The following is a 19,031-nucleotide window of genomic DNA, read 5'->3' as shown; positions in this document are numbered from 1 at the left end:
GAATTATACTTAACACCAAAAGATAACCTCAGCTCATGACATCACTGACTCAGCTAGCAACTCTCTCAATACCGGCAGATATCTATCAACCATTTTGGCGCCCTGACGGATTGGCTAGCAAGACATAGGTTCGCAGCAACCCTAGACCGAAGGAGAGATAAAGCATCAATTCTGCCCACTCCTGATCAATATTCAGAACCAAAGCTGTCGCTGACCTGGTGGCAACAAAATAAGACAAAAACGCAGCGCAAAAGAATAGAGGCCAGAAATACCTGGGCAGAAAAAATGTTCCGGCAGGAATTACATCACCTCGAGATGATCTTGATTGGAATAGTCCAAAAGATGGCCGCCATAGCACCAAAACCAGCATCAATACTGATACCAGGAAAAGATTAATATCGAGATAATCTTGAAAAAACTCGAGGTTGTGAATCGTTGTCTGATTTTGAGCATTAAGAGCCGCTATATTCTCAGGTGTTCTCCAGCCAAACAAAACCTGACCCCAAGCAAGCTCCTCTAAGCCTACAAAAAGCAGTCCTAAAGCAATCATCCCATAAATCGCTCCATGCAAGCGCATCAACAGTCGCCTCCAGAAGTCCCTAGAAATTAGCCAAGCGACCCAGGCAGAAGTGAATAGAATTAGAGCCTGCAAGTACTCAAGAATACCTCCTTCTCCAAGCAGCCGTTTGTAACGCAAAACATCCTGAACGGACAGCTTGAATAGAGCAACAGCTCCCATAATAAATAATGCAAGGATCAACATCAATAGAGATCTACTTGCTCTAGCAGAAGGACTAAACTCCGAAAGTAAAGACTTTAAAAAGGTTGAGCGTCGCAGAAAATTGCCTAAAAAAACTAACAACAGGCCAGCGACTCCAAGCTGCAGCTCAGGCCAAGGAGACACATCTAACGAGAAAGCGCTGACAAATTTATACAGCGAAACTGCAATAATAAATGCCCCAAAATAGATAACAGCCTGCCCGCAAATACGTTGCACAAGCTTTTGTCTAACCAAACTCTCGCGAAGATAATCACCAGCATCTCGCTGAGCCTGCGAATTCGACGGAAGGGGAGTACTCATTAGGCACTGCTCTGTCTCTTAAGGGAAGAGTAATACAATCTTAAGTGGCCATGTGATATTCAAGAGAAACAGCCCATCACAGCCAACTAGACCATTGACCTCGCCAAACGACTCATAGCAAAGGACTTCAATCAATAGATTCACTGCTTACGCAGGGATTGATTTAAAATTAAAATCCAGCCCTGATGCCATAAATTACACGGCATTGCCTGCAGCAAGTCGATCATTATGGGGAAGACAATTTTAAAAATACTTGCCCTCAAAGGGCTCCCAGACTCTAATCACTGCATTCAAAAATAAATACTCAATCGAGAAGCTTTCGAGCTCTGACTCCTTAGGGACGCAGATCTCCTGTGAGACGCAATCGATGAGCTGCAGATCGACACACCCAAACAAACAATGCCGACAAGACAAGATCAAAGCCTAAAGCGGCACACATCACCTATCCGAGCAAAAGAACCTTGACTGTCCACATCACTCCAAAAGGACGCTGAGGACACTGGCCTCATGGAGAGGATGCATGAGGGCCACTCGAGCGAAACGGTCCATTTCTAAGTGTAAATACTTATCCACTTTGGTCTGCATGGCAAATAGTGGGGCGTGATTCGCAAGAATGATGCAATCCTGTCAACTTTGTCCGTGTACGTCATTGAGCTGGCCCTCAAATTGAGCCCCTTGCCGGTATCTGTGCAGCGCAAAGCATTGGCAGATGCGGAAGCCGTTTACCAGCAAGTGCGCAAGTGCCTGGAGAGAAGTCAGCCTCACCTTCTGGAGCTCAGTTGCGAAAAAGTCGAAGACAAGAAAGTCACTGTTTTGGTCAGTGAAATAGTTGCGGTTCAGCTCTATGAGAAAACAGCAGCAACTGGAGGCAGTAAGCGGCCTGGCTTTTCCTTTGAAACCTGAAGCCATGGTGAACGAGAACGCTGATCAAAGCATCTTTAGAGATGGCCCCCCTCCTAAGTTTTGAGCAGGTGAGCTTCATTTGGCCCTGCGGCACAAAAGCCTTGGACCAATGCAGTTTTGCAATTCCAGAACCAGGCCTATGGATGCTCGTAGGTAGCAATGGCAGCGGCAAAAGCACCCTTGCCAAGCTAATCAGCGGTTTATTACAGCCACAGCATGGTCAGGTGACGTGCATGCTCAAAGCTGCTCTGGTGTTTCAAAACCCTGACCATCAACTGCTGTTGCCAAGTTGCGGCAGCGACTTGCTGCTGAATTTGCCTAGCGACATCCCAATCAAACAACGCCAACAGCGCATTGGCGATTCCCTAGAGCAGGTTGGTTTGGCCGCCATGGAATCGCGCCCGATTCACACCCTTAGCGGAGGCCAAAAACAACGCCTAGCAATTGCCGGCGCCCTGGCCAGTGAAGCCACACTGCTGCTGCTGGATGAACCAACAGCACTACTAGACCCAGCAAGCCAACAAAGGATTTTGGCAACAGTTCAACAGCTTTGCCATCGCTCCCACGCACCCCTGACCGCCCTATGGGTCACCCATCGCCTAGAAGAACTCGACCATGCTGATGGGGCTGCCAAGATGGAAAACGGCCGAGTAGGAGCCTGGCAATCTGGCCATCAGCTACGACAAAACCTCCAACCCCTTGCAGGTCGGCGGGGATGAAGGGTAGGTTCTTCGGGTTGCAATCCTCGGTAGCTCAGCGGTAGAGCGGTCGACTGTTAATCGATTGGTCGCAGGTTCGAATCCCGCCCGGGGAGTTTTCAGATCCACAGCCGGTGGCTGTGGTTTTGATTGCCTGTTAGAGGGCATCCGCAACAGTGCGTGGACAGATTCGGAAGACTTCCTAAAAAGAGGACACCTTTTAGGTATTCGTCAGCCAGGCAAAAGGTCAGTCTGCGTGGGAGTTTCAGTGATTGGGCTCTATGCCCCCACAGAGATGCCAATGATGCACCTCAAAGCAAATCTTGAGAGAATCTGACAAGAGCTGACTTCACAGCACCCCGATGATTTCCAATTCCTCCTGGACTCCGATCTAAATGAAGCCTTGCATCCTGCTGATCGAAGACGACCAGGACATGCGTGAACTGGTAAGCAGCCATTTAGAGCACAATGGTTTTGACGTACAGAAGGCTGAAGACGGCATCAAAGGTCAGGCTCTTGCCCTTCAGTACACCCCAGACCTGATTTTGCTCGATTTGATGCTTCCCAACGTAGATGGGCTAACTCTCTGCCAGAGGTTGCGTCGAGACGAGCGCACCGCGGGGATTCCGATCTTGATGATCACCGCCTTGGGAGGCACAAAAGATAAGGTCACTGGCTTCAATTCAGGCGCAGATGATTACCTAACAAAGCCTTTTGATCTTGAAGAATTGCAAGTGAGGGTGAAAGCCCTACTCCGTCGCACCGATCGAGCACCGGTGGGCACCAACGCGCATCACGAGATCCTCAGCTACGGCCCTCTCACACTCGTGCCTGAGCGATTTGAAGCGATTTGGTTGGACCGTCCCGTACGGCTCACTCACCTGGAATTTGAGCTGCTCCACTGCCTACTTCAGCGCCATGGACAGACCGTGGCACCTTCTCTAATCCTCAAGGAGGTGTGGGGCTATGAACCTGATGATGACATCGAAACCATCCGAGTACACGTTCGCCACCTGCGCACCAAGCTGGAACCCGATCCACGCAAACCCCGCTTCATTAAAACCGTCTACGGTGCTGGTTACTGCCTTGAATTGCCTACAGGAGGACAACTCGAAGAGTTCCAAGACCTACTAACCCAGGCACGCCAAGAGAGGGAGGCCAGAGAAGCACAAAACAAGCAAGGAGAGCGCGCCAGCGCTTAAACGCAAGGAATCAGTTCCAGCAAAGCCACTTCCCAGGCCAGCCTGGGTTGCACAAACCCCAGCAGGTGTGAACGCAGCCTTTCCAAACGTTTCAGTGGTCTTGGATCAGGCCGTTGGATCCAAAAATGTTGTTGCCACCAATCAATCAGCCAAAGCTGCTGCTCCCCATTAAGAGCCTCAGTAAGGTCCCTCGCCAAAGCCAAGGCTTCCATTGGCTTTTGGGGACGCTCTTCAAGCCGTAGCCAAAACTCCTCTGGAACTGCCTGCCAGAGCCAAAAATGCTGCAACAGCGCCCCAGGAGAACCAGCGGCCATCGCAACCAGTTCCGGGTGATCCAATGCCAACAAGGACGACCGCATCTCAGCTGTGCTCGTCCTGGCCAGAACAGCCTGCATGTCAGCTGCTTCAAGACGAGCAAAAAGAATCTGTTGGCATCGAGAACGAATTGTCGTGAGCAAGCGCTCAGAAGCGGCCGAAAGCAGAATCAACAAGCCATGACCTGGTTCTTCCAGCGTTTTAAGCAAAGCATTCGCAGCAGCTTCGGGCATAGAGTCCGCCGCTTCAATCACCACCATGCCCCTTGGGGCCTCAACAGGTCGTCGTCCTAGGAATCTTGTCACCCCCCGAATCTGTTCGAGGCGCACCTGTGGGGGGGAACGGCGGTTGACGCCTTCTTCCTCTGCCTGGGACTTAGGGACCAGGCGGCCTTGATGCTGATAAGTCGGTTCGACCCAAAGCAGATCAGGATGGTTGAACGCCTCTAGACGACGGCGTTCACGCAGGGCCGCCTTACCACTACTGATGACGCCCTCGAGAAAACGCAATGCCGCCAGACTGCGACCCACTCCATCTGGACCAGAAAAGAGATATGCGGGAGCCAGTCGACCCTGACTCAACGCTGCCTCCAGCAATGCAACTGCCAATGGCTGAGCGATCAAATCTTCAAACAGCCCACGCGACTCAATCTCAAGGCTCATCGCATGCTCTCTTGCAAAGGCCCGAAATGGTGCTTGAGCTGGCTCTCCAAAGCAGAACTAACTGACTCAACTTGTTGATCCGCCTGCAACGGCACCCAAGATCGTTCCCTAGCCAAAACAGCAAATCCAGTTGCCACTCTGGTTAAAAAATCAACTCCTTCCGCTTCGATTCGATCGTTAGATCTTGCATCCCGCCGAACCAGACTTTCTTCTACAGACAACTCAAACCAAAAAGTTAGGTCCGGGACAAGTCCAGCCGTGGCGATCTGCTCGAGTTGCTGAATCAAATCCAGATCCAACTCTCTTCCATAACCCTGATAAGCAAGGGTAGAGCCACTAAAACGATCACTGAGTACCCAGTGCCCCTGCTCAAGCGCCGGTCGAATCAACTGAGCCACATGCTGGGCTCGATCAGCCGCATACAGCAACAGTTCCGCAAGGGGTTCCGGGGAGGCATCCCCAGGCGGGTGAAGGACCAACTTGCGCAAGGCAATACCCAAAGCCGTACCACCTGGCTCACGGGTGAGATGCAACCTTGCACCCTCAGGCATCAAACCGCTGCGTGGCAGCCATTTGGCAAGGTGACGGAGCTGAGTGGTCTTGCCACAGCCGTCAATACCCTCCAGAACAAGAAGGCGACCACTCATGTAGTACGCAGTGCCAAAGCGTTAACGACCACCGTGATTGAACTAAGGGCCATCAATAGAGCTGCGATGGGTGGGGAGAGCAACAACCCAAAGCCCGGCAACAACAATCCTGCAGCAATTGGCAAAGCAATGAGGTTGTAGCCAAAGGCCCAAGTCAGGTTTTGACGCACTTTTGCCATGGTGCGGCGAGCCAACAACAGGGCTTCCGGCAAACCCTCCAGGCGATCCCCAAGCAACACCAGATCAGCAGAATCCTGAGCAATCTGCGTGCCGGTACCCACAGCGATACCAAGATCTGCTGCTGCCAGGGCTGGGGCATCATTAATGCCATCGCCAACCATTGCCAACAGTCCAGCCTTGCGAAGACGTTGCAAGCGCTCCAGCTTCTGATCAGGCAACAACTGCCAGCCCAGTTGATGGGGTTGAAAACCCAACTGCTGCCCTAGGCGTTCCACCGTCTGACGTCTATCACCACTAAGCATGGCCAGAGTCAGCCCCTGCTCTCTTAATCGATCCAAAGCAACAGACACATCAGGTCGAAGCCGATCATCAATGTTCACAAGACCCAAAGGCTCTTCCCCCAGAGCCACGGCTACCACCGATTGCCCCTGAAGAGACGACTGCTCAACATCAGCCTGAAGTGCCGCTGTCCAATGAACCCCTTCAGCCTGAAGCCATTCCGGTGTGCCGACTCGCACCGTTCCTTCTACACCTTCAAGCTCACCGGCCAGGCCGGAGCCTGGATAGGTACGGGTTGCCAAAGTGGGCAATAGCGAAAGGCGATGCCGTTGAGACTCTTGCAAAACAGCATGGGCCAAGGGATGGCGACTGTTTTGCTCAAGACTTGCAGCTAGCTGCAACAATTGATCAGGGTTTTTTGTGCCAACAACCCCCGCCACCAAAGGGCGGCCAAGGGTAAGAGTGCCAGTTTTGTCGAAGACAACCTGCCTCAGCGAGGCTGCCATTTCAATCACATCCCCACCGCGAAATAACCACCCCCGGCGGGCCGCCTGACCAGAGGCCACCGTGATCACTGTGGGCGTTGCCAATCCCAATGCACAGGGACAGGCCACGACTAGAACAGCGATGGCGAGCTGTAAAGCCAATCCTAAGGAGGTTTCAGCGACGCCTCCAAGCGGGACATGGTGACCATATCCATGCACCAACCCCTGACCCGAAGCGTGCAAGACCTGTGGCCAAAAACGTGCACCCAGTTGCCACCAAAACAGGAAAGTCAGCAGTGCCAGGCTGACAACGCCGTAGCAAAAGCGACCTGCAACCCGATCAGCCAGGCCTTGAATAGGAGCCTTACGCGCCTGGGCCTGTTCCACCAAACTAATGATTCTTGCCAGAGCTGTCTCAGCTCCCACATGTCGCACCTCTAGCAACAAGGTGGCTTCAAGATTGAGGCTGCCTGAAGTCAGCTCCATTCCTGGAGCTGCCTCCAACGGCAATGGCTCACCAGTAATGCTGGATACGTCGACAGCGGAATGTCCCTCCAGCACCATGCCATCAACCGGAATGCGATCCCCTGCTAACAACTGAACCCTCTCCCCAGGCCTGAGAGCACCAACTCTTACCTCACGGATCGTCCCATCACCGGCCAGCAACCTGGCAGTATCTGGCTGCAATTGAGCCAGCTGTTGGAGGGCCCGCCCAGTGCGGAAACGAGCACGCTCCTCAAGGAACCTTCCCAGCAAGACAAAGCCGAGCAACATCACGGGTTCATTGAAGAAGCAAGGCCAACCCACCTGAGGCCAAAGCAGAGCAACCAGGCTCGCCAGATAGGCACTGCTAACGCCCAATCCCACCAAGGTGTCCATGGTGGGGGTTAAGGCAAGAGCCGCCCGCGCTCCGCCAACAAGAATCGGCCGACCAGGGCCCAACAAAGCCACCGTGGCCAATCCGGCATGGAAGGGTAAGGCCCCAACAATCATCAGCTCAAGATGTCCACCGGCAGCAAGGTGGCCAAGAACCGACAGCAGCAGCAGCACCAAGGCCACCATTAACTGCCTCCACTGACTCCACCAAGCCCCGAGCGAATCACGCGTTGAAGGCGTCAGTTGTTCTAATGAGCCCGTATTTCTTGGCTGAGCAGAGAAACCCCGAGCTGCCAGGGCAGCAAGGATCGGCTCAAGAGACTGGCCTGGATCGTTGAGATCCAGCCACGCAGTGCGGGCTACCAAGTTGACACTGGCACGAGCAACACTGGGCTGCTCAAGCAAAATACGCTCTACCGATTGAACGCAGCCGCCGCATTTCATCCCCTCGATATCGAGTGAGACGGATGAATGAGCCAATGGACGGTCGTTGCGGCTCACGGATCGGTGAAATGTTCCCGCACGCTAATGACAATCGTTACGCATAGCCCATCGCATAACAGCAGCCCAAAGATCTCACCAGAGACTCAAAACAGTCTTTTCAGAATAAGGCGAGGATAATGGTGTGATTCCTTTATTCACGCCGTGCCACGCACCCAAAACAAAGACAACTTCATTGACAAGACCTTCACGGTGATGGCCGATCTAATCGTGAAGATGATGCCAATCAACGATAAGGCCAAAAGAGCCTATGTGTATTACCGCGATGGCCTATCAGCCCAAAACGCAGGCGACTATGCAGAGGCACTGGAAAACTATGAAGAGAGTCTGAAGCTTGAGGAAAGCCCCTTCGACCGCAGTGAAACCCTCAAGAACATGGCGATCATCTATATGAGCAACGGGGACGAGGACCTCGCACTTGATACCTATCAGAGGGCCCTTGACCAAAACTCAAACCAGCCCTCCTGCCTAAAGAACATGGGCTTGATTTACGAAAAACGCGGCCGCACAGCGCAAGAAGCTGGTCTGCAAGACGAAGCTGATCGATTGTTCGACAGAGCTGCAGACGTGTGGACCCAAGCGGTAAGGCTCTATCCCGGCGGCTACCTAGATATTGAGAACTGGCTGAAGACAACAGGCCGAAGCAACATAGACGTCTATTTCTAAAGCGAAAACATCATTGCCATTCAGCAGCCATCATCAGCTGGATTCACACCGAGCGCCATTACCAAAGCCTCAGTCACACTCGCAGCCTCAAGTAGTTCCAACTCCAGCTCCTTGCCGATGGGTCCTAGGCCACTGCCCTGCGGCACTACTGCACGATGAAAACCTAAGCGAACTGCTTCCTTAAGACGCTGCCCAAGCTGCCCCACTGGCCGCAATTGCCCCCCTAAGCCCAACTCCCCAAGCAAAACTGTGCCTTTTGGCAGCATGAGATCCCGATAACTGGAAACAACGGCAGCGGCGACACCCAAATCAGCAGCAGGCTCTTCGACTTCTAATCCGCCAGCAACAGCCAGATAACAGTCATAGCGTGACAATGGCAAGCCCATGTGCTTCTCCAATACGGCCAGAATTTGGTGCAAGCGGTTGGTGCCTAATCCTGTAGCGGTACGGCGAGGACTGGCATAGCTGGTTACGCCCACCAAAGCCTGCAGATCCACCACCAATGAACGGGTCCCTTCAAAGGCCACGATGGTGGCCACCCCAGAAGCAGACTCACCCTTGAGAAAGAGTTCGCTGGGATTCCCTACTTCAGCTAGGCCCTTCCCCTGCATCTCGAACACCCCCAGCTCATGGGTGGCTCCAAAGCGGTTTTTTACAGCCCTCAGAAGGCGATGACTGGCAAATCGATCGCCCTCAAAAGTGAGTACTGCATCGACCAAATGCTCAAGCACCTTGGGGCCCGCCAGCATCCCCTCCTTGGTGACATGGCCCACCAAAACCAAAGCTGTGTCCTGACGCTTAGCCAAACGCTGTAAAGCTGCTGCACACTCGCGCACCTGAGCGACAGAGCCAGGCGCACTGGAAAGCGACCCATCATGCAAAGCCTGAATGCTGTCGATAATCGCCACCGCAGGCCGCAGTGCTTCCAATTCCTGAAGCACCAATTCCAAGTCTGTTTCCGCCAAAAGCTGCAGGTCCGACGCAACCCCCTCAAGGCGCAGCCAACGCAACTTCACCTGCTGGGCAGACTCCTCAGCACTCACGTAAAGCACAGAGTGTTGCAGTGCCATAGCCGTGGCGCTCTGCAACAGCAGCGTGCTCTTACCAATCCCAGGATCACCTCCAACTAACACCATTGATCCAGGCACCAGACCTCCTCCCAGGACTCGATCCAATTCGTCGTAGCCACTGGCAAGACGGCGAACGGGTTGATCCCCGAGAGAAGCCATCGCCATCGAGAGCCGCGCCGCTGGTTCCACCGCCGGATCAAAACTGTTACTCCGGCGGCGACCATCGGTTGAATGAGCGACCTGTTCGACCAAAGAATTCCAAGTCCCGCAACTGGCGCAGCGACCAAAAAACTGGCTGGTCTTAGCGCCACAGCTCTGACAGACGTAGACGGAAGCAGTGCGCACTTACTAAGATAGGTAAAGAAAGTTGGCTTTAAATGAACCAAAAGGCCGGTAAGCCTTAACAGCTCTTATCTAAGATTCATTGATTGCAGCCGCCAAAGAAAAAAATGACGGCCACCAGCCCATCTAAAGAGACGATCCTCGTGGTCGACGATGAGGCCAGCATTCGTCGGATCCTCGAAACCCGCCTCTCGATGATCGGCTATCAAGTGGTCACGGCATGTGACGGCAACGAAGCTCTCGATATCTTCCACAACTGTGAGCCTGATCTTGTTGTGCTCGACGTGATGATGCCAAAGCTTGATGGCTATGGCGTTTGTCAAGAGCTTCGCAAAGAATCGGATGTCCCGATCGTGATGCTCACGGCCCTTGGAGATGTCGCTGACAGAATCACGGGGCTTGAGCTGGGTGCAGACGACTACGTCGTCAAACCCTTCAGCCCTAAGGAACTTGAAGCGCGAATACGCTGCGTGCTTCGGCGAGTCGAGAAAGAGCACGTTGCCGGCATCCCTAACTCAGGGGTGATTCAAGTGGCTGAACTCAGAGTCGACACCAACAAGCGGCAGGTTTTCCGAGGAGATGAGCGGATTCGCCTTACCGGTATGGAATTCAGCCTGCTTGAGCTACTGGTCAGCCGCTCAGGGGAGCCTTTCAGTCGCGGCGAAATCCTCAAGGAGGTATGGGGTTATACACCTGAACGACATGTAGACACCAGAGTCGTGGATGTTCATATTTCACGTCTTCGCTCCAAACTCGAAGACGATCCCGCCAATCCCGAGCTGATCCTCACCGCTCGAGGTACCGGCTACCTGTTCCAGCGCATCATCGACTCCCTTGCCCCCGAAGGACTCTGATCCCTCCACGGCCTCCGGGCCCCGGAGCAAGACCACCCGCCCCAGAGCCATTAGGCGTCTGGTGATCTGGTATCGCCGCAATGCAGCCGTTACCAGCCTGGTAGGAAGTGCCACGAACTCAGCTTCCGCCGCTGGGAACGTAGCCGGAACAGTTGTTTCCAGTGCTGGATCCGTCGTGTCGAATGCTGGATCAATGGCAGGAAGCATGCTTCAGCCACTCGTTTTTGATCCCCTGCGGCGACTACAAAGCAGCGAATACAACCCAGAAGCGGAGGACATCAAAAATAGCGATCGGCTCTGGGTGGCCGTCGATGGCATGGGTGGAGACCAGGCTCCTGGCCCCATTCTTGATGGCTGTCTAAAAGCGATTCAAAGACTTCCCCTCCGCATCAAGTTCGTCGGAGAGACCGAAAAAGTGTTAGGGGCTGTCCATGCCATGGGTCTCACCGAACTCTTCAACCAAGCCACAGCCGCTGGTCATCTGGAGCTTGTCGCAAGCGGTCCCTCTGTGGGCATGGATGAAGAGGCCACTGTGGTGCGCCGCAAACGCGACGCCAGCATCAACCTGACCATGGACCTGGTCAAAAAGGGCGAAGTTCTAGCAATGTATTCGGCTGGAAATTCCGGAGCCATGATGGCCTCAGCCATCTTCCGACTGGGGCGTCTAGCAGGGATAGACCGTCCCGCCATAGGTGCTCTATTCCCAACAAAAGATCCAACACAACCAGTGCTAGTGCTGGATGTGGGCGCCAACATGGATTGCAAGCCCATCTACCTCCACCAATTTGCCCTACTTGGCAATATCTATTCCCGCGATGTTCTCCAGGTGGCTCGACCACGCATCGGGCTTCTGAATATTGGCGAAGAGGAGTGCAAGGGCAACGATCTAGCCATTCGCACTCATGAGCTACTCAGCGAAGAGCATCGGCTTCAATTCGCGGGCAACTGCGAAGGTCGTGATGTTCTTTCAGGGGCTTTCGACGTGGTGGTATGCGATGGCTTCACCGGCAATGTGCTCCTCAAATTCCTGGAGTCTGTCGGCAGCGTGCTGCTTGATGTATTGCGAGCCGAACTGCCCCGAGGCAGACGCGGCAAGGTGGGTTCTGCATTCCTACGCAGCAACCTCAAGCGAATTAAGAAACGCCTCGACCATGCAGAACATGGTGGGGCACTATTGCTGGGTGTGAATGGCATCTGTGTGATCGGCCATGGCAGCAGCAAGGCGCTATCGGTGGTCAGTGCACTACGACTAGCCCACTCCGCAGCGAGCCATGGTGTCATGGACGATTTAGCCGAACTGCAAAAGACACCTGTTGAAAGCGCCTAAAGGCGCTTTGCCGAAACGCTGTGATTGACTGACGCCACCTTGGACCACTTGCCCCTTGGCTGAAACGTCCACAATCAGTAGCGGAGTAGCCCTGGTGGGCTGCGGCAGTGCCACACCATCCCAACGGATTAGCAACGACCAACTCGGCCAAAGGGTTGACACCAGCGATGCATGGATCCGTAGCCGCACTGGAATCAGTGCCCGACGTGTTATCGGACCGAATGAAACGCTGACAGGCCTAAGTCATCAAGCTGCAGCCAACGCCCTAACAATGGCTGGCTGGGAATCCGAAAGTGTTGATCTGATCATCCTGGCCACATCAACCCCTGATGATCTCTTTGGTTCAGCCCCGCAACTGCAAGCCATTTTGGGAGCTCGCGAAGCAGTGGCTTTTGATCTCACAGCCGCTTGTAGTGGTTTTCTATTCGCCCTGATCACTGCCGCCCAGTTCCTTCGCACTGGTGCGATGCGGCGAGCACTCGTGATCGGTGCGGACCAACTAAGCCGCTGGGTCGACTGGGACGATCGTCGCAGTTGTGTGCTTTTTGGCGATGGAGCTGGAGCTGTTGCTCTGGAAGCAACGAGTGCTGCTCACAACGGGCTGCTGGGCTTTCAGTTGAAATCTGACGGCAGCCGCGGCGACTGCCTCAACCTGCCGCAAATTCAAAACTATCTATCCCTGGTAGCAGGTAATAGCCATCAGCAAGGCGGTTTTCAGCCAATTCAGATGAACGGACAGGAGGTCTACAAATTCGCTGTTCGAGAAGTACCTGCCATCCTCCAAACCCTTCTCAAAGCCACCAACACAGCCCCGGAGTCACTGGACTGGCTCCTGCTTCATCAAGCCAATCAACGCATCCTCGATGCAGTAGCAAATCGCTTCGCCATTCCGCAGGCCAAGGTGCTCAGCAACCTGGCTGAATACGGGAACACATCGGCAGCAACCATCCCACTCATGCTTGATGAAGCCGTACAAGACGGGAGAATTAAACCTGGTCAACTGATCGCAAGCAGCGGTTTTGGAGCTGGTCTCAGTTGGGGTGCAGCGTTAATCCGCTGGCATGGGCCCATCTAGGCTCGCGCTAAATCGCTATACCATTCTGATGTCGATCGCTTGGGTGTTCCCTGGTCAGGGCTCACAAAAGCTGGGCATGGCTGACCCGATCATCAGCTTGCCCGATGCCGAAGAGCGCTTTGCCCACGCCTCTCGACTACTGGGACGTGATCTCCTTGCGATTTGCCGTGGTAGCGACCAAACCAATCATGACCCAGCCGACCTTAATGACACCCGCAATACCCAACCCGCACTTTTTGTCGTTGAATCATTACTGGTGGATGAACTGCGCAGGCAGGGTCGTGAGGCATCGCTCATCGCAGGGCACAGCCTGGGTGAACTTGTAGCCCTCTATGCGGCTGAGGTTTTTGACGTAAACACCGCCCTGCTGCTTCTGCAACGCCGCTCAGAACTGATGGCCTCAGCCGGTGGTGGGGCCATGACAGCCATCTTGGGCTTTGACCGCACACAGCTAAAAGCTCTGGTAGCAGACACAGAAGGAGTCGTGATCGCCAATGACAACAGTGCTGCCCAGGTGGTTTTATCCGGCACCCCAGAGGCTGTTAGCAAGGTCAGCAGCCAGCTGACCTGCAAGCGAGCGATTCCGTTGCCAGTCTCGGGAGCCTTCCATTCGCCTTTCATGGCCACAGCGGCCACAGAATTTGCAGCTGAACTGGATCAAGTGACTTTCAAAGACGCCCGTGTCCCCGTTCTCTGCAATGCCGATCCAATCCCAACCTGCGATGCCAACTTGCTGAAGCAACGGCTAAAAGATCAAATGACAACAGGCGTCCGTTGGCGCGAAACGATGGATACCATGGCCAGCCAAGGGGTCAACACAGTGGTCGAAATCGGCCCTGGCAATGTGCTGAGTGGTCTAGTCAAGCGATCTCTTCCAGGAGTTGCGACCATCCAGCTGAGCTGTGCTGCAGACCTGGGGAATTGAACTTTGACCCAAACCAAACCCCGCCTGAGCTCAAGCATGCCGGTGCTAATGACACCGCAGCCAAGTCTCACCTATCGACTCGTGAGCTATCTACTGGTGTTTCCCATCTTCCGGGTTCTATTTAGGGGATGCACCTTTGGCAACGACAATGTTCCGCGTCAAGGTGCTGTTGTGGTCGTCGCCAACCACGGCTCTCACCTTGACCCGCCCCTCCTTGGCCATGCTCTTGGGCGGCCTGTGGCCTTCATGGCCAAAGCAGAACTGTTCCGGATCCCCTTCTTAGGAGCAATCATCCGTGCCTGTGGTGCTTACCCGGTGAAACGCGGCGCCAGTGACAGGGAAGCCATTCGCATGGCCACTGCCCGCCTGGACGAAGGCTGGGCCATAGGGGTCTTCCTTGATGGCACTCGCCAAGCCAACGGCCGCGTCAATGCCCCCATGCCTGGGGCCGCACTGCTAGCGGCTCGCAGCGATGCGCCCCTACTTCCAGTAGCGATCATCAATAGCCACCGTGTCCTTGGTAAACGTGGACAATTACCCCGACTCATACCAATACAACTTCGAATCGGCAAACCGATCCCCCCACCTTCCAGCCGTCGTAAACACGACTTGGAAGCCACCAGCGCAGAACTCCAAAAAAGAATCAATGCGCTGCTGGATCAAGGACTTTTGAGTTCGGCAGAAGAGCGTCTCCGCCGCCAGCGCTGAGTGCCTCTGGCCAGCGCCGCTGGGCCCACTCCTTAAGATCACGACCTGTAGCCACCCAAGCCCAAGCCCTTAACCAATCGCTGATCCGCTTGCGCAACCCCTCCTCCCGACATTGATTAGCGCAAGAGACAGAGATGCCTGTCAGGCGGATCCCTCGGCTACCAGCCACAACATGACCCACGGCCATGGAACGGGGCAAATGATCCTCACTAGTCACCAATAAGACATGTTGGATGCCCTTTAACCGCAGTTCATCCACAAGAGACGTGAAGTTACCCAGGGTGTCCTTAGCGCGGTAGTCGAGCTGAACCTGACTCAGAGGAATCCCCACCTCACGAACCAACCACTGGGCATATTCCAGGTTGCTACCACCGCTAACCACCAGAGGCAAATTCAAATCCCTCGCTAATCGGATACCAAGATGCTCACGGTCAACATCACCTCCTAGTACCAAGATCAACTGAGGAGGCTTCCCATTCGTTAGCGCTTGCCGATAAGGACGCAAAGGTCCGGCAGCAATCAGCCAGAACAAGAGGCCTCCTACAACAATCGGCCCAGGACGACACCAACTCCTCAAGACGAGACCATCACCGGAGATGTGGGATAAACAGGCAGCACATCAGTCCAGGCGACCTCCTGGCCCAAACTGTGCGCCGTGGCGCACAGTTCAAGCAAATGCTCCACATCCTTAGCCACATCATCTTGGGCATCAAGGGCAGGGAAGGCCTTGAAATCCTCTGCTAACAAATGGGGCGATTCCAACTCCACAACAGCCTTTGCAGCGCCAACGTCTGCAGCCATTTGCAACTGATAACGACCGGCCACAGTTCCTCGCCGCTGCAGGGGTTTCACGATCCAAAATGGCTGCTCCATTTGCTCATGGCTTAACGCAACCGCCAAGCGAGGAGCCATCAAAGCAAAACTGCTCACCCCATCGAGGGAACAACCAAGCTGCTGGGCGAGAGTTCTTGCCATCACGACGGTTAAACGAGTCCCGGTAAATCCGCCAGGACCAATGGCCACGGCCAAGCGAGCCAACTGAGGCCAAGAGGCTGCTGGCAAAAGCTCCTCTACACAATTGAGCAAACTATTTGAGAGCCCGCGGCCCAGTGGGAAAGTTGCAGTTCGCCGACTGGTCTTGGGATCGCGGCAATCTTGAACAGCGACACCAAGCGTTTCTGAAGAACTGTGGAGTGCCAAAAGCAAAAAAGCCTTATCTGCTTCCAAGGATGAACCGGGCTGACAGCTCATCGAGGCAGCTCCTGACCAGGGCACAATCGCTTCCAGCGCCCATGATCTAAAAGAAAACTACCGCAGTCCCGTACATCCCATTCCACGCCTGTCACTCCTTCAGGCAAATCAATCACACTGATATGGATGCGTGGGTTCTGAGGCTCCAGATCCGGTACCGCATTGAGATGGGCAACCCCGTGCTGCCGCTCCACTGCGTGATAGGCCTGACAACGATCAACCCAGCGGCAGTCGACACAAATACACATGCCCTCCCTTCGCTCTGCTGCACCCATTCTGGAGGGTGATCCCACCATCCGGGTCCAGGCCCTTTGGGAACAATTACATCCTGATCACTGGCCACTATCGATTCAAGAACTTCCTGCTGGAACGGCCTTAGTAGGAGGTGCCGTTCGTGATGGCCTCCTTGGCCGACTTCAGCAGCAACCAGATCTCGACTTCATTGTGCCAAACAAGGCGCTAGAGATCACCCGCAGTCTGGCCAAGACAGTGGGAGGCACATGTGTGGTGCTGGACGCCGAAAGGGACATGGCGCGATTGGTCATCAAAGGCTGGACCATCGACATCGCCGCCCAAGAGGGATCCAACCTTGAAGAGGACCTTTGGCGGCGGGACTTCCGTCTCAACGCCATTGCCCTCACCCTCGAGGCCACCCCTCAGCTCGTGGACCCAACGGGAGGGCTAAGTGATCTGGAGCAAAAAAAACTTGTTGCGGTACGTGAGCAAAACCTGCTCGACGATCCCCTGAGGTTGCTGCGCGGTCTGCGACTGATAGCCGAACTGCAGCTCAGCCTGGGGAAGCAAACCTTGGCATGGATCAATTGCCACCACAGACTTCTGCCCCAAGCAGCTCCTGAACGAATTCAGGCAGAACTACAACGGATCGTGGCTGCGCCTTGGGCCGATGACGTGCTGCCGCTGCTGCTGCGCAGTGGCCTACTGGATTGTTGGCAAAACACCATTGAAAGAATCAGCCGACCAGCACCATGTTTAAAGGTTGCCAAATCCCTCAAACCTGAAGAGCAAGCCGTTGCCCTTCCCTTGGCTCGTCTCACTCATCTGCTCAGCAATGAGGGGCTGAGCGCATTGCGCTTCAGCCGGCGACAATGTCAACGCTGCCAACTCCTTCGTTACTGGGAAGAACGCAACGACGGTATGGCGTTTGCAAGCCTCAGCGAATTGGATCGGCTGCAATTGCACCTCGATCTAGAAACAGACCTTCCAGCCCTCATCCTGCAGCTCCCGCACATCAGCCAGGTGCAGTGGCTAGAGCGTTGGCGGAACGCCGATGATCCTCTGTTCCACCCCTCACCTCCTGTGGACGGCTATGCACTGCAAAAGACCCTCAAACTCCCCAAAGGTCAAGCTCTAGGTGAGCTGCTTCGCCATCTCTGCCAAGAAAAAGCCTTTGGTCGGGTACAGAATCGAGAGCAAGCTTTTAAGGCGGCAACTTACTGGTGGGAACAAAAACAAACCTTGCTGTGATTAACTGCACTGGCAATAAGGACATCGATCGGCCTGATCCACATCCTTTTCTCATTCCCCTCTCTTTTTCATGAGCGTTCGCCTTTACATCGGCAACCTGCCGCAAACTTTTGAAAGCAAAGAGCTGGAAACGCAGCTGGCCAGCGTTGGAGAGGGGATTCGCTTCAAGGCAGTTCTCGACCGAGAAACTGGAGGTTGTCGTGGATTCGGCTTCGCCAATGTCAATGATGAGAAAATTGCCAATGCGGTAATTGAACAGTTCAACGGCCGAGAATTCAACGGAAACAACTTGCGGGTTGAGCGTTCTGAACGCCGTAATACAAACGAAGGATCCGGTGGTGGTTCACGCCGCAACGGTACAAATTCAAGCGGCAATGCCCCAGGATCAGCCAGAAAATCGGCCAACAAAGTTGTACACAGTGATGCGCCTGCTGAAGAAGCACCCGACCCACGCTGGGCTGGAGAACTTTCCAAACTGAAGGATCTCCTCGCCAATCAAAAGACAACTGTTTGAACTGAACCGGTACTCCTCTTTCAAAATCTGTTTGTCTAGCCTCAGCGTGCTTGGGCCATCAGATATGACAGAGGAAGATCAACCAACTTCATCCAGCGACTCACATAAGCTCGATTATTAAAAACGTCATAGTCCAAGCGTTCGATGGAATCGAGGATCCCTCTATAAAGCCGCAAGGAAGCCCATACTGGCCAACGGGCATCTTGAGATAGCCAGCGCACTCCAGCTTCCGACCGGGCAAACCACTCGCGAGCACGCTCCAATTGGAAAGCCATCAAATCCTTCCAAGCACTATTCAAACGTCCAGCCATCAAATCAGCTTCTGAATAACCAAATCGGTCGAGATCTTCCTGGGGAATGTAAATACGGCCACGACCACGGTCCTCTCCGACATCACGAAGAATGTTGGTCAGTTGATTGGCAATTCCCAGAGCGATAGCAGCATCTGATGTCTCTGGAGAAGAACTCCAAGGGGCTGTTGTGTATGCAGGGTCAAGACCCATGACGTGCTGGGTCATCAAACCCACAGTGCCTGCCACTCGATAGCAATAGAGCTCTAGCTGCTGAAAGGTGGCGTATCGATGCTGATTCAGATCCATGCGCTGCCCCTCAATCATGTCCAGATAAGGCTGTATGGACTGAGGGAAACGTTCAAGAGTGTCTGCCATGACCGCATCGAGGCCATCCAGCACCTGGCCAGCGAACATGGCTCGAGTGCGTTCTTCCCATTGATCAAGCCGCTTCGCTAATTCTGAAACAGGACGCGTCTGAGCCTCTGCGCTATCCATCAGCTCATCAGTTCGCCGACACCACACATAGATGGCCCAAATCGCTCTGCGTTTGATCGAAGGAAGCAACATGGTGCCGAGATAGAAGGTTTTCGCCCACTGAGCTGTTTCCTTCCGACAAGCCTCATAAGCCTCATCAAGACTCAAGCAAGCCTGAGCATTGATAATCGACGAATCCGGCGCTAGCTGAGTCATTC

20 protein-coding genes and 1 tRNA gene are annotated in these 19,031 nt (G+C 54.1%); 12 read left to right on the top strand and 9 right to left on the bottom strand.

Going from position 1 to position 19,031, the window contains the following annotated elements; translation table 11 throughout:
• Nucleotides 1-85: 85 nt before the first annotated feature.
• Nucleotides 86-739, bottom strand: coding sequence for a hypothetical protein (locus SIB68_RS10215; RefSeq protein WP_236069102.1), 654 nt, complete (start codon nt 737-739; stop codon nt 86-88).
• Nucleotides 740-1,720: 981 nt separating this feature from the next.
• Between SIB68_RS10215 and SIB68_RS10210 the strand changes: the two genes are divergently transcribed.
• From SIB68_RS10210 to SIB68_RS10195, 4 genes are all read left to right on the top strand, one after another.
• Nucleotides 1,721-1,984 carry a hypothetical protein gene (locus tag SIB68_RS10210; protein ID WP_063401006.1) on the top strand — a complete coding sequence of 88 codons (264 nt, stop codon included), beginning with the start codon at nt 1,721-1,723 and terminating at the stop codon, nt 1,982-1,984.
• A 41-nt stretch (nt 1,985-2,025) separates the two neighbouring features.
• A complete protein-coding gene (locus tag SIB68_RS10205) occupies nt 2,026-2,703 on the top strand; it encodes an ABC transporter ATP-binding protein (protein WP_063401007.1) in 678 nt (225 codons plus the stop codon).
• Nucleotides 2,704-2,726: 23 nt separating this feature from the next.
• Nucleotides 2,727-2,798, top strand: a tRNA-Asn gene (locus SIB68_RS10200).
• A 279-nt stretch (nt 2,799-3,077) separates the two neighbouring features.
• Nucleotides 3,078-3,884 carry a response regulator transcription factor gene (locus SIB68_RS10195; RefSeq protein ID WP_063401008.1) on the top strand — a complete coding sequence of 269 codons (807 nt, stop codon included), beginning with the start codon at nt 3,078-3,080 and terminating at the stop codon, nt 3,882-3,884.
• Here the strand turns inward: SIB68_RS10195 and SIB68_RS10190 are convergent.
• The 3 genes from SIB68_RS10190 to SIB68_RS10180 are packed head-to-tail and all read right to left on the bottom strand — an operon-like array spanning nt 3,881 to nt 7,829.
• Nucleotides 3,881-4,861, bottom strand: a complete 981-nt coding sequence (locus tag SIB68_RS10190) for a DNA polymerase III subunit delta' (RefSeq protein WP_063401009.1) — start codon at nt 4,859-4,861, stop codon at nt 3,881-3,883. The two genes, SIB68_RS10195 and SIB68_RS10190, sit on opposite strands and share 4 nt — an antisense overlap.
• The gene (gene tmk / locus SIB68_RS10185; protein ID WP_063401010.1) at nt 4,858-5,508 is read right to left on the bottom strand and encodes a dTMP kinase; all 651 of its coding nucleotides are present in this window, start codon (nt 5,506-5,508) and stop codon (nt 4,858-4,860) included. Before tmk ends, SIB68_RS10190 begins: the two co-directional genes overlap by 4 nt.
• The gene (locus SIB68_RS10180; protein ID WP_063401011.1) at nt 5,505-7,829 is read right to left on the bottom strand and encodes a heavy metal translocating P-type ATPase; all 2,325 of its coding nucleotides are present in this window, start codon (nt 7,827-7,829) and stop codon (nt 5,505-5,507) included. Before SIB68_RS10180 ends, tmk begins: the two co-directional genes overlap by 4 nt.
• A gap of 144 nt (nt 7,830-7,973) precedes the next feature.
• Here SIB68_RS10180 and SIB68_RS10175 point away from each other — a divergent pair, with 144 nt between their 5' ends.
• Entirely contained in the window at nt 7,974-8,495 is a 522-nt protein-coding gene (locus tag SIB68_RS10175) for a photosystem I assembly protein Ycf3 (RefSeq protein WP_011131357.1), read from the top strand.
• A 20-nt stretch (nt 8,496-8,515) separates the two neighbouring features.
• Here the strand turns inward: SIB68_RS10175 and radA are convergent, their stop codons facing one another.
• Nucleotides 8,516-9,910: a DNA repair protein RadA gene (gene radA / locus SIB68_RS10170; protein ID WP_063401012.1), complete on the bottom strand. Its 1,395-nt coding sequence runs from the start codon at nt 9,908-9,910 to the stop codon at nt 8,516-8,518.
• 104 nt (nt 9,911-10,014) lie between these two features.
• On the opposite strand from radA, the gene rpaB reads away from it, so the two are divergent.
• From rpaB to SIB68_RS10145, 5 genes are read left to right on the top strand one after another with little or no spacing between them, the layout of a single operon-like run.
• Nucleotides 10,015-10,761 (top strand): response regulator transcription factor RpaB, encoded by a 747-nt coding sequence (gene rpaB / locus SIB68_RS10165; RefSeq protein ID WP_063396737.1) that lies wholly within the window; start codon nt 10,015-10,017, stop codon nt 10,759-10,761.
• Nucleotides 10,742-12,088, top strand: coding sequence for a phosphate acyltransferase PlsX (gene plsX / locus SIB68_RS10160; protein ID WP_063401013.1), 1,347 nt, complete (start codon nt 10,742-10,744; stop codon nt 12,086-12,088). Before rpaB ends, plsX begins: the two co-directional genes overlap by 20 nt.
• A 55-nt stretch (nt 12,089-12,143) precedes the next feature.
• Nucleotides 12,144-13,163 (top strand): beta-ketoacyl-ACP synthase III, encoded by a 1,020-nt coding sequence (locus SIB68_RS10155; protein ID WP_063401014.1) that lies wholly within the window; start codon nt 12,144-12,146, stop codon nt 13,161-13,163.
• 28 nt (nt 13,164-13,191) lie between these two features.
• Nucleotides 13,192-14,088: an ACP S-malonyltransferase gene (fabD, locus tag SIB68_RS10150; RefSeq protein ID WP_063401153.1), complete on the top strand. Its 897-nt coding sequence runs from the start codon at nt 13,192-13,194 to the stop codon at nt 14,086-14,088.
• 48 nt (nt 14,089-14,136) lie between these two features.
• Nucleotides 14,137-14,796 (top strand): lysophospholipid acyltransferase family protein, encoded by a 660-nt coding sequence (locus SIB68_RS10145; protein ID WP_236069104.1) that lies wholly within the window; start codon nt 14,137-14,139, stop codon nt 14,794-14,796.
• Here SIB68_RS10145 and SIB68_RS10140 read toward each other — a convergent pair.
• The 3 genes from SIB68_RS10140 to SIB68_RS10130 are packed head-to-tail and all read right to left on the bottom strand — an operon-like array spanning nt 14,732 to nt 16,295.
• Nucleotides 14,732-15,373 carry a YdcF family protein gene (locus SIB68_RS10140; RefSeq protein WP_063401016.1) on the bottom strand — a complete coding sequence of 214 codons (642 nt, stop codon included), beginning with the start codon at nt 15,371-15,373 and terminating at the stop codon, nt 14,732-14,734. The two genes, SIB68_RS10145 and SIB68_RS10140, sit on opposite strands and share 65 nt — an antisense overlap.
• Nucleotides 15,370-16,047, bottom strand: a complete 678-nt coding sequence (gene tsaB, locus SIB68_RS10135) for a tRNA (adenosine(37)-N6)-threonylcarbamoyltransferase complex dimerization subunit type 1 TsaB (protein WP_063401017.1) — start codon at nt 16,045-16,047, stop codon at nt 15,370-15,372. The genes SIB68_RS10140 and tsaB overlap by 4 nt, the downstream gene beginning before the upstream one ends.
• Nucleotides 16,044-16,295 (bottom strand): Ycf34 family protein, encoded by a 252-nt coding sequence (locus SIB68_RS10130; RefSeq protein WP_036911514.1) that lies wholly within the window; start codon nt 16,293-16,295, stop codon nt 16,044-16,046. The genes tsaB and SIB68_RS10130 overlap by 4 nt, the downstream gene beginning before the upstream one ends.
• On the opposite strand from SIB68_RS10130, the gene SIB68_RS10125 reads away from it, so the two are divergent.
• Both SIB68_RS10125 and SIB68_RS10120 read left to right on the top strand, forming a co-directional pair.
• Nucleotides 16,294-17,532 carry a tRNA nucleotidyltransferase gene (locus SIB68_RS10125; protein ID WP_063401018.1) on the top strand — a complete coding sequence of 413 codons (1,239 nt, stop codon included), beginning with the start codon at nt 16,294-16,296 and terminating at the stop codon, nt 17,530-17,532. The genes SIB68_RS10130 and SIB68_RS10125 overlap by 2 nt on opposite strands.
• A 70-nt stretch (nt 17,533-17,602) precedes the next feature.
• Nucleotides 17,603-18,046, top strand: a complete 444-nt coding sequence (locus tag SIB68_RS10120; RefSeq protein WP_063401019.1) for an RNA recognition motif domain-containing protein — start codon at nt 17,603-17,605, stop codon at nt 18,044-18,046.
• Nucleotides 18,047-18,087: 41 nt separating this feature from the next.
• Here the strand turns inward: SIB68_RS10120 and SIB68_RS10115 are convergent, their stop codons facing one another.
• Complete coding sequence (locus SIB68_RS10115) at nt 18,088-19,029, bottom strand: phytoene synthase (RefSeq protein ID WP_063401020.1); 942 nt, start codon at nt 19,027-19,029, stop codon at nt 18,088-18,090.
• Nucleotides 19,030-19,031 lie beyond the last annotated feature (2 nt).

The organism is Prochlorococcus sp. MIT 1323 (assembly GCF_047304905.1).
Classification (GTDB): Bacteria; Cyanobacteriota; Cyanobacteriia; order PCC-6307; family Cyanobiaceae; genus Prochlorococcus; species Prochlorococcus marinus_D.
This window is presented reverse-complemented; position numbering and strand designations above follow the sequence as displayed.